The sequence below is a fragment of the Verrucomicrobiota bacterium genome (genome assembly GCA_037139415.1).
Classification (GTDB): Bacteria; Verrucomicrobiota; Verrucomicrobiia; order Limisphaerales; family Fontisphaeraceae; genus JBAXGN01.
Window position 1 is genome coordinate 1 of sequence record JBAXGN010000237.1, and the last position, 10,445, is coordinate 10,445.

Annotated in this window: 9 protein-coding genes and 1 other RNA gene; 7 read left to right on the plus strand and 3 right to left on the minus strand. The window is 58.7% G+C overall.

Annotated elements, in window-relative coordinates; translation table 11 throughout:
- The 5 genes from ffs to WCO56_26650 form a co-directional block, all read left to right on the plus strand.
- Nucleotides 1-93, plus strand: an RNA gene (gene ffs / locus WCO56_26630) — signal recognition particle sRNA small type; the annotation flags it as partial.
- Nucleotides 94-181: 88 nt separating this feature from the next.
- A complete protein-coding gene (gene dnaX / locus WCO56_26635; protein MEI7733176.1) occupies nucleotides 182-1,972 on the plus strand; it encodes a DNA polymerase III subunit gamma/tau in 1,791 nt (596 codons plus the stop codon).
- Between the two features lie 61 nt (nucleotides 1,973-2,033).
- Nucleotides 2,034-2,345, plus strand: coding sequence for a YbaB/EbfC family nucleoid-associated protein (locus tag WCO56_26640; protein ID MEI7733177.1), 312 nt, complete (start codon nucleotides 2,034-2,036; stop codon nucleotides 2,343-2,345).
- A gap of 39 nt (nucleotides 2,346-2,384) precedes the next feature.
- On the plus strand, nucleotides 2,385-2,987 hold the full coding sequence (recR, locus tag WCO56_26645; GenBank protein ID MEI7733178.1) for a recombination mediator RecR: 603 nt from the start codon (nucleotides 2,385-2,387) through the stop codon (nucleotides 2,985-2,987).
- 14 nt (nucleotides 2,988-3,001) lie between these two features.
- On the plus strand, nucleotides 3,002-3,607 hold the full coding sequence (locus tag WCO56_26650) for an HAD family phosphatase (protein MEI7733179.1): 606 nt from the start codon (nucleotides 3,002-3,004) through the stop codon (nucleotides 3,605-3,607).
- 4 nt (nucleotides 3,608-3,611) lie between these two features.
- Here the strand turns inward: WCO56_26650 and WCO56_26655 are convergent, their stop codons facing one another.
- The 3 genes from WCO56_26655 to WCO56_26665 form a co-directional block, all read right to left on the minus strand.
- Complete coding sequence (locus WCO56_26655; GenBank protein MEI7733180.1) at nucleotides 3,612-5,693, minus strand: HEAT repeat domain-containing protein; 2,082 nt, start codon at nucleotides 5,691-5,693, stop codon at nucleotides 3,612-3,614.
- A gap of 20 nt (nucleotides 5,694-5,713) precedes the next feature.
- Complete coding sequence (locus tag WCO56_26660; GenBank protein ID MEI7733181.1) at nucleotides 5,714-6,016, minus strand: HPr family phosphocarrier protein; 303 nt, start codon at nucleotides 6,014-6,016, stop codon at nucleotides 5,714-5,716.
- Nucleotides 6,017-6,260: 244 nt separating this feature from the next.
- A complete protein-coding gene (locus WCO56_26665) occupies nucleotides 6,261-7,049 on the minus strand; it encodes a hypothetical protein (protein ID MEI7733182.1) in 789 nt (262 codons plus the stop codon).
- 253 nt (nucleotides 7,050-7,302) lie between these two features.
- Between WCO56_26665 and WCO56_26670 the strand changes: the two genes are divergently transcribed.
- Together WCO56_26670 and hpnJ are read left to right on the plus strand one after the other, a co-directional pair.
- A complete protein-coding gene (locus WCO56_26670) occupies nucleotides 7,303-8,670 on the plus strand; it encodes a DUF3463 domain-containing protein (protein MEI7733183.1) in 1,368 nt (455 codons plus the stop codon).
- A gap of 39 nt (nucleotides 8,671-8,709) precedes the next feature.
- A complete protein-coding gene (hpnJ, locus tag WCO56_26675) occupies nucleotides 8,710-10,170 on the plus strand; it encodes a hopanoid biosynthesis associated radical SAM protein HpnJ (protein ID MEI7733184.1) in 1,461 nt (486 codons plus the stop codon).
- Nucleotides 10,171-10,445 lie beyond the last annotated feature (275 nt).

The window sequence follows — 10,445 nt, forward strand, 5'->3', positions numbered from 1 at the left end:
AGGGCCCATGGAATGCGGACTTACGAACCCCGCCAGGGCCGGAAGGCAGCAACGGTAGTTTGCTCGGCATACGCCGTGGTAACCCTGGCATTTACTTTTATCTGGCGGAAACGCCGGGAGCGCATACGGTGGACCTTGATCCTTACCGCTCGCTCCCGGTGCGTCCGCCGCAAATAAACGAATGTCGTATCAGGTCATAGCGCGGAAGTACCGTCCGCAACGGTTCAGCGATGTGGTGGGGCAGGAGCATGTGACGCAGACGCTCGCCCAAGCCATCGCGCAGGGACGCATTGCCCATGCCTACCTGTTCTGCGGGCCGCGCGGCACCGGCAAAACCACCATTGCCCGCATTTTTGCCAAGTGCCTGAATTGCACCGGCGGTCCCAAAGTGGATTTCGAGGAACAGGATCCAAAATGCGTGGAAATCACTGAGGGGCGCAGCATTGACGTGCTGGAGATTGACGGTGCCAGCAACAACGGCGTGGATCAAGTGCGCGAGTTACGCGACACCGCCCGATACGCCCCAGCCTCTTCCAAGTTCAAGGTTTATATCATTGACGAGGTTCACATGCTCACCACGCAGGCGTTCAACGCCCTGCTGAAGACGCTCGAGGAGCCCCCGGCCCACGTCAAGTTCATGTTTGCCACCACGGATCCGGAAAAGGTGCTGCCCACCATTCTTTCGCGCTGCCAGCGGTTCGATTTGCGGCGCATCCCGGTGGCCCTGATCGTCAAGCAACTCAAGCATATCGCCAAGGAGGAGGGAGTGACGGTGGAAGATGCCGCGTTGCACGCCATCGCCCGCGGCTGCGACGGCGGCATGCGTGACGCGGAATCCGCTCTGGACCAACTCATCAGCTTTTGCGGCAACCAGATCGTCGAAACCGACGTGCTGTCCATGTACGGTCTGATGGCCCAAACCCAGTTGCTGGCGCTCACCCAGGCCATCATCACCGGCGATACCGCCACCGCGCTACGCGAGCTGGACACCCTGGCCAAACAGGGCAAGGATTTGGGCCGGCTGATTTCGGATTTGCTGCGGCATTTCCGCAACTTGCTGATTCACCAGGTGGCACCGGGCGATCAATCGTTACTGGAGGCTTCCGAAGCCGAAACTGCGGTGCTGGCCCAACAATCCGCCAGCCTGCCGTCCGAGGCGCTCACCCGCATCATGGAGGTGTTGAGCGATTGCGAAATGAACCTGCGCGACGCCGCCTCCAAAAAAATCCTCATTGAAGTGGCCATGCTAAAAGCCATCCAGGCCCGTAACGCCGTTTCCTTGGATGCAGTACTGAAACAGTTGCAGCAACTGCGGGCGGAAGGTGGTGGAGCAACTAACACCGCTCCCGCTCCTACCGCACCCAGCACTGCCGCCACCCCGGCAGCTTTTGCCAGCCTGCGCCAAGCCATGGCTGCGCCGACCACTTCACGCCCAGTCGCTCCAGCGCCCGCGCCGGTCATCGCTCCAGCCGTGGTCCCACCGACTCCATCCGCTCCCGTTGCCCCCGTCCCAGCGGCCAAGCCAGTTCACCAACTTTCCCCCGAGGAGATGGAAAACCTTTATGCCCGGGTGGTGGAGGCTGCCGGACGCGCCAGTCCGTTTGTGAAGTCCTATTTGCAGGAGGCGTTCCCGGTTTCCTTCGAGAAGGGTACCTTTACCATCGGTTTTCCGCCGGTAGTCCGGGAACACCTCGACCTCGTAAATAACACAAAAAACCACACCTTGCTGCAAGGCAAGTTCAAGGAACTGGGGCTGGGCCATGTATTCATCAAATTCGTGGTGGCGGAGGAACCCGCCAACCGTCCGAAACCAGCTCCGGCTGCCACTGCCAACCAGGCAGGGCAGAACCCGTCCGGCACCCCGGCCAATGACCATGGCAAACCGCCCGAATTTGACCCCTTGACATTCAAAAACGATCCTATGATTCAGAAGGCGTTGGAAATTTTCAAAGGCACCCTGGTCCGGCAATAGTCCGGTTAAACCATCCTTGGGTGCGATCCAGCAACGAATAATCCCATAACCATTCATCAATATGTCGAGCATAGGCAAACTCATGAAACAAGCTGCGCGCATGCAGCAGCAAATGGAAAAAACCCAGGCAGAACTGGCCGGGCGCACAGTGGAAGCCACCAGCGGTGGTGGTGCCGTCAAAGTGGTCGCCCGGTGCGATGGTTCGCTCGCCTCGATCAAGATTGATCCGCAGGCGTTGAATCCCTCGGACGCCCAAATCATTGAAGACATGGTCCTCACCGCCGTGAACCAGGCGCTGGCGCAAGCGCGCCAAATCAATAATGATGAAATGGGCAAAGTAACCTCCGGCTTTGGCTTGCCGGGAATGATGTAGCCCGCGCGAACGGTGTTCGCGGTTACCGGTTACCCAGCCATGATGACGCTACCGCAACCTCTCCAGGCATTGGTGGCCAGCTTAAGTAAACTGCCCGGCATTGGACCGCGCTCGGCGGAACGCATTGCGCTGCATCTGGTGCAGACGGATGCCGTCCTCACCCAACAACTCGCCCAGACCCTGGTGGAGGCGCGCGCTAAAATCCAACTCTGCCAGCAATGCGGCGGGTTGACCGAACTTCAACCGTGCGAACTCTGTGCCTCGCCGCGCCGTGACGCGACCATCCTGTGTGTCGTGGAAACCCCCGTGGACGTGTTACGCTTGGAAAAATCCGGCGCGTTTCACGGCAAATATCACGTCCTGGGTGGCAAGCTTTCCCCGCTGAACGGCGTGGAGCCCGAAGATTTGCGGATTGCCGAATTGGAACGGCGGCTGGCGCCGGAAGGGGTGACCGAGGTGGTCATTGCCCTGGGCAGCGATGTCGAGGGGGACGCCACCAGCTATTACCTGGACAAACGCCTGGCCGGTAAAAACGTGTCCGTCACCCGCATCGCGCATGGGTTGCCGGCGGGAAGCGGGCTGGAATACGCCGACGAACTCACCCTTAGCCGAGCCCTGGAAGGACGCCGGCAAATGACCTGATTCAATTTTACGCCATGAACAAACCTAAAACAGTGGTGTTTGACTTGGGTAAGGTACTGCTGGATTTCGATTACGGGATCGCGGCGGAAAACCTGGCGCGCCGTACCCAAGCCGGGCCGGCGGAGGTGCGCCGGGTTTTGTTGGACACCCCCCTGTTGCACCGATATGAAAATGGGGAAATCACCACCCGTGATTTTTTTGAAACCTTCAAGCGCCAGACCGGCTATGCGGGTACGCAAAATGATTTCAACGTGTTTTTTGGCGCGATATTCCACGAAATCCCCGCCATGGTCGCGTTACAACAGACCCTGCGGGCATCCGGTCTCCCAACGTTTATCTTTTCCAACACCAATCCCCTGGCCATTGAGCATGTGCGGGAGGCGTTCCCCTGGTATGCCAATTTCGATGCGTATATCTACTCGTACGCCTGCCAATCCATGAAACCGGAACCGGTCATGTATGCCGCGCTGGAAAAACTCAGCGGCTGCAAGGGAGCGGATATTCTGTACTTGGATGACAGACCGGAAAATGTGGCCGCCGGTGTAGCGCGCGGCTGGCGCGGCATCGTCCATCAGAATCCTCCAGAAACTATTGCTCAAGTGACCGCCCTGCTGGGTTAGCGCGCTAGCTGGTCAACCCGCGTTTGGCCAGCGCAGATTGAGCCGCCAGTCGCACAAAATCCGCATCCAGGGGTCGCTGGCCGGTGCGCACATAGCCGCCAATCGTTTCCTCCATCTCATACACATGGACTACCGACCGCTCCAATTTTTCCATTTTACGGAGTGCCTCCACCTCCAGATCGGCACTCCGGTTGGCCAGCAGGAATTGGAGGCTAACCAGGGCTTCCCCCGCCACCTCTGGATCAGACAGCAAGCCAACGAGTTCCAGAGCAGCACGCGGATCGTTAATTCGCTGCAATGCGGCAGCAGCCGCTGAAGCCAGTTCCGGCTCTTCCAGCCGCCGCCGCACGGCGGCCACTAAAGGCGTCACCGCAAACGCCCCAACCGCCACCGCTGAATCCCAATCCCCCAGTTCCACCGCCACATAGGCGCGTTGCATGGGAGTTGCCTGGTCCAGTCCGATGCTCACAATGGCTTGCGCAGCCATCCGGCGCACCGGCTTGTATTGATCCTGCAACAGGAACGACAAAGGTTGCATGGCGCGACCAGCCTTGATCTTGCCCAAGGCTTCCGCCGCGCAGTACCGTACCCCGCTATCCTCATCCGTAAGCGCGGAAATGAGCGGATCCACGGCGGCAGTTCCCAACGAGACAGCTTGGACCCACCGCTGGAGGATTACCGTTTGCAAGGCGTGTTGACCCGTATCCGTTGGCTGCCAGCTCAGGGTTTCCAGCGCGGCAGCGGCAGCGCGGCGCACCCACTCATCCGTGTCGAGCAACGCACTCAACAAAGCTTCCGTCGCTGGTCTATGGCCCAGACGACCCAAGGCTTCAGCCGCCGCCTGGCGCAAATCGCTATCTTCATCCTTAAGTGCCGCCATCAAAATCTCCGCCGCTTCCTGTCGCTTATAGGTAACGCGATCGGCAAACTCTGCGGAACCAAGATTGACCTGGCGTTCTTCGCCGACAATCCGTTTCAGCACCGCCGCCGCCGCATTGCGCACCCAATATTCATCGGATTTCAGCGCGGCTTCCAGTTGCGGCACCACTCGCCGGGCGCCTTCTGATTTCTCCCAGTTGGGATCAATCTTGATCAAGGCCGCCTCCGCCGCCTGCCGCACGGACTCCTGTTCGTCCTTCAGCGTCAGCACTAACGGCTCGACTGCCCGGGCATCGCCCAGTTTGCCCAGTGCCACGGCTGCCACATGCCGGATATCACTGTCTGAATCGCGCAATACCGATACCAAGGGGTCCAACACTTGGGGATCTTTGATACGTCCCAGAGCCTCCACCACTGCCGCGCGAACATCCCAGCTTCCATCGGACAACAAGCGAGAGAGCGGTTGAACTGCCCGGGGATCGTTGATGCGGCTCAACGCCTCCACTGCCGCAGTGCGCACCCGGTTATCTTTGTCCTTTAATGCTAGAATCAACGGGTCCACCGCCCGCGTGTCACCCACTTTGCTTAACGCATGCACCACCGCAGTGCGCACGTTGCTGTCCTCGTCCCAGAGCGCGTTGATGAGCGGCTTGACTACTCGCACGTCACCGATGCGGCTGAGCGCATCCACCGCCTCCAGACGTTTGTAGTACACCCCCTCTTTCAGCACCGAAACCAGCGGATCAATGGCGGCGGCCCCCAACTCGGCAGCCTGTTCCAGTTTACCGAGTGCCACCGTGCGCCAGGCGCGCTGCACGTCATCACGCGGAGTCCAGCCCATGGTTTCGAGGGCGCTAGCGGCAAACCAGCGCACGCGCGGACTTTCGTCCTTCAGCAGGTTGACAAAGGCGGGGATGGCACTCGGCTCGCGCCGTTTTTTCAGCGATTCAGCGGCGGCCTCGCGCACCACGCTATCATGGTCTCGCAACGCGTTAATGAGCGGCTCCACCAACCGTTCTTCGTTAATCGAGCCAAAGCTGCGGGCGACCAGGGTGCGAATCTCCGCGACGGGATCTTGCAACGCAAGAATCAGATGATCCAGAACATCGGTTTCCCCTTTGTCGGCTAGCGCGGTCAGCTTCTCTACCGCGTGCAGGCGGGTTTTCTCGCTTTTTGACTTAAGCTGTTGTAAGGTCAGCCAAAGCATGGCTTAGAGCACCTAAGGCCCTAATCTTCGTCGAATTTGCGTTTGAGCAACTCTTCAAGCTCCTGCACCGCCCGGTTGGCATCCTGCCCATCAGCATGCACCGTAATATGACTGCCTGGGCCAGCGGCCAGCATCATCAAACCCATGATACTCTTTCCATTGACCGTTTCGCCGTCTTTTTCCACCAGCACGTTGCAGCCAAAACGATTGGCCACTTTGACAAACATTGCGGCTGGCCGGGCATGTATGCCCAGCTTGTTCGTGACCGTCAATTCTTTGGCGACGCCATCGCCGCCAGTTCCAATTTTTTTTGCTCCGCTCATGATGCAGGCATAGTATGAAGAAGGTTTGTTAAATTGCCAGTCAAAATTCACCATAAAAATTTCAAACGCGGTGTTGCGGATGCCGGACAGGCGATGTGCTCCACTTTTTATGCCAGATATTCTTCAGACTGGGTCCTTTTCTCCCATTGTTACGCCATGCTTGGATGAGAAAAGATACCGAAGATGCTCGCTTCAAATTGCAACGCCAATATCCGAACCTGTGGATATTACAGGTCGCAGCCTTTTATTTCTTCCCCAGCTTTTCCCGGGCGGCGTCCCAACGCTTATCCCAGTCATGCCAACTGCACGCCCAGACTGCGCCGGTCAGCGTGGCGCGGGCCTTGACCATCACGGCCTGAACCGTATTGGACATGGCCAGGGCGTTCTTCCGCTCGCTCCATTGCAGGTAGGATTCCACCAGGTTCAGTTGGTTCTCGGGGAAGTCCTTTTCCAATTGCGCGGCCTTGAGCAGGTACGTGCGCGCCTTGCTTTTGCTGCCGACGCTGGTGGGCCAGCCGGGGGCATCGCGATAAAGCAAACCCAGGCAGCGATCCGGCCCGGCATAATCCACATGGGCGTCCAGACTGGAGGCCAGCTTGAAAGTATCCGCCATTTCATGCACCAATTTTAGCGCCCCGAGCATTTTGGTGCGGGCCAGTTGCCCTTGGTTCATCCCCAGGTAGTAATGCCCCTCGGCCAAGTCCGATTTCAGAATAATGGACTGCCGGGAGGCCGACATGCCCTCCAAAGCGAGGGATTCCCGTTCCGTATCGTTACGGGAGAACTCCGCCAGGTCAAAGCACGCCCGCGCAAAAGTCCAGGCGGCGGTGACATTTGTGGTGGCGGCGCGGTATTGTTCACGCACGGCCTGATAGGTTTTCTCCGCGGCCTGGCGGAATTGCTGAAGGGTTTCCGTCTCGCTCGCGGGCGGGTCCGCCGCCACGCATAAACTCCCCGCCAACCACAAAACGGCAAGCATGCCCGCCACTGGGCGGCCGGCCGGGATTACCCGTTGGCTATAATTTGTCCGCATGAGCACAGAATTCGTGGTTGCCATTATGCAGTTTGGCCCTATACTTTTGCAAGTTTGTTTCGTTTAAACATGCATGTTTGGCAACATAGCACCGGCGCGGCTGGTGCAAAAAGAAAAATCGGACGTTCTTGGTCCGGGGGCGGCTTCGCACCCTGGTCCAGTCACCGGCCCAATCCGGTAAGATACTCCCATGTAATGGGTTGCTGCCTCGGGTAACCCCCACGTTTGACTCGGCACCTTAGACCTGACAATTATGCGTTTCCCTTTGGCACTATCGGTTAAAATCGCCAAACATATCATCAAGCACAAGCTGCGGCGGACGCCCAAGTTCGCCATGGTGCTGCAGTTGGAGCCATTGCACACCTGCAACCTGACGTGTACGGGCTGCGGGCGCATCCGCGAGTATTCCACCAGCCTCAAGGACATGGTGCCCCTCGAAAAATGCCTGGCCGTCGCCGAAGAATGCGATGCCCCCATGATCTCGGTCTGCGGCGGCGAACCCCTGATTTACCCCAAGATCGAAGAATTGGTGGACGGCCTGCTCAAGCAGAAGCGCATTGTCTATATCTGCACCAACGGCCTCTTCATGCGGAAGAAAATGCGGGATTACCTGGCGGCGATCTACTCCCCAGCCCTGGAAACCACCCTCAGCCGGCTGGTGACCGACAAGTTGATCACCGACAAAGAAGCCGAAACCATCCGCAAAGGCAAAGCCGACAGCCGCCCCGTCATTAGTCCAACCAAGTGGCTTTACTGGAACGTCCACGTTGACGGATTGGAATACACGCACGACCTGATTGTCGAGCGCGAGGGCGTCTTCAAGGAATGCGTCGAGGCCATCAAGATGGCCAAGATTCTCGGGTTCCAGGTGGCCACCAACACCACGGTCTATAAGGAAACCGAGATCAAGGAAATCGAGGACATGTTCAAGTTCTTCTCGTGGCTGGACGTGGACGGCCACACGATTTCCCCCGGCTACGATTACGATGCCGCCAAGCAGGACATGGCCAAGCGCCTGCACAAGAATCCCGAGGAGTTCTTCCTCACCCGCGCCGCCACGCGCGAGAAGTTCAAGAACATCCAGGAATGGGGCAAGCAGTTCACCATCTTCGGCACGCCCGTCTATCAGGAATTCCTGGCCGGCAAGCGCGACCTCACCTGCACCGCCTGGGCCATCCCCACCTATAACATCAAAGGTTGGAAAGGCCCCTGCTACCTGATGACCGACGGCCACTACGATACCTACCAGAACATGCTGGATACGCTGGACTGGAGCAAATACGGCGTCGTCAACGGCGTCGTGCGCGATCCCCGCTGCGAGAATTGCATGGTCCACTGCGGCTACGACCCCAGCGGCGCGCTGGGCACGAACTACCAGGCCGGCGATAACTGGAAGAATTTCGCCTATAACTTCGCGACCCGCCCGCCCCGCTACGCCGAGGGCGACAAAGTCCAGGCCTACAACGGATGTTCGATTGGCAAGGGTCATCTTGCCCAGGCCCACACCGCCGTTGCGGAACACGGCAAAGCCATCCCCTGCGGCACCGGCGACACCAGCCAGCGGGACGACCTGCTCGCCAAAATCGCCAGTCAGAAAAAGATTGAAGTCAAAGCCGAATAACCGGCGCACCTGAACCACCCCATCCCCGATACCACACTCATGAAGACATTATTCCTGAACCCACCCTCCTTTGAAGGCTTTGACGGCGGCGCCGGCGCCCGTTACCAGGCCCGCCGCGAGATTCGCTCCTTCTGGTACCCCACTTGGCTGGCGCAACCCGCCGCCCTCGTGCCGGACAGCAAACTCCTGGATTGCCCCCCGCACGATATAGACGTGAAAGCCTGCCTTGAGACCGCCAAGGCGTTCGACCACGTCGTCATCAACACCTCCACCCCCTCCCTGCGCAACGATTGCAAAGTCGCCGAAGCCATCAAGGCCCAGAAACCCGCCACCACCATCGGCTTTGTCGGCGCGCACGCCGCCGTCCTCCCCACCGAGACCCTCAAAGCCTCCCCGGCGGTGGATTGGGCCGGGCGCAAGGAATTCGATTACACCTGCAAAGAAGTCGCCGAAGGCCGCCCGCTCGCCGAAATCAAGGGCCTCTCCTATAAAAAAGACGGCAAAATCATCCACAACCCCGAGCGCGACCTCATCGCCAACATGGACGACCTCCCCTGGGTCGTGGACGTCTATAAGCGCGACCTCGAAATCGAGAAATACTCCATCGGCTACCTCAAAGAACCGTACCTCTCCCTCTACACCGGGCGCGGCTGCCCGGCCCAATGCACCTTCTGCCTCTGGCCCCAAACTATTGGCGGGCACAAATACCGCGTGCGCTCCGCCGACAGCGTTGCCGCCGAAATGGCCCACGCCAAGAAACTCTTCCCCCAGGTTGAAGAATTCTTCTTTGACGACGACACCTTCACCGCCAACCTGCCGCGCGCGCGCGAAGTCGCCAAAAAACTCAAACCTTTGGGCGTCACCTGGTCCTGCAACAGCCGGGCCAACCTCAACTACGATACCATCAAACAAATGAAAGACGGCGGCCTGCGCCTCTTCCTCGTCGGCTACGAATCCGGCAACGCCCAAATCCTCGAACGCGTCAAGAAGGGCGTCACCCTCGAAGAAATGCGCCGCTTCACCGCCGACTGCAAAAAACTCGGCGTCATGATCCACGGCACCTTCGTTTTGGGCCTCCCCGTCGAGACCAAAGAAACCATCGAAGAAACCATGCGCTTCGCCATGGAACTGGACGTCTTCAGCATCCAAGTTTCCCTTGCCGCCCCCTACCCCGGCACCGAACTCTACGAAATGGCCAAGCAAAACGGCTGGTTCAGCAAAAAAGACAAGACCGACATCCTCCACGAAGACGGCTACCAACAATCCACCCTCGAATACCCCGGCCTGACCAAGGACGAAATCTTCGAGGCCATGGACCGCTTCTACGTCAAATACTTCTTCCGGCCCAAACCCATCATGCGCATCATCAAAACCATGCTGGAAGACCGCAACACCTGCGTCCGCCGCCTCCGCGAGGGCTACGAATTCTTCAGCACCCTGCGCCAGCGGAAGAAAGACCGCGTCCAGCCCAAGCCCACCGCCGCGCCCCAGCCGGCGTAAGCGCGGCTCCGGCCCCCAATACCGCGATTTTGAACGCCAACACCCCGTTTTTGAGAGAAAACGGGGTGTTTTGGCCTCCGGACGCCGCCTTTTTGCCTTGGCGCGCCAAAATCCCCCTCCAAAACCGTGCCGTCCCGCGATAATTCTCGGGAGAACTGCCGCACTTCTTCAAAGAAATATCGTTCCTCCCGAAGATTCCGCCGTACTTCTCCAAGATTCTGGGTTTTGTAAATATAATTGTGTAAATGTTTTTTTGTTTTGTTTTTGTTGTTTTG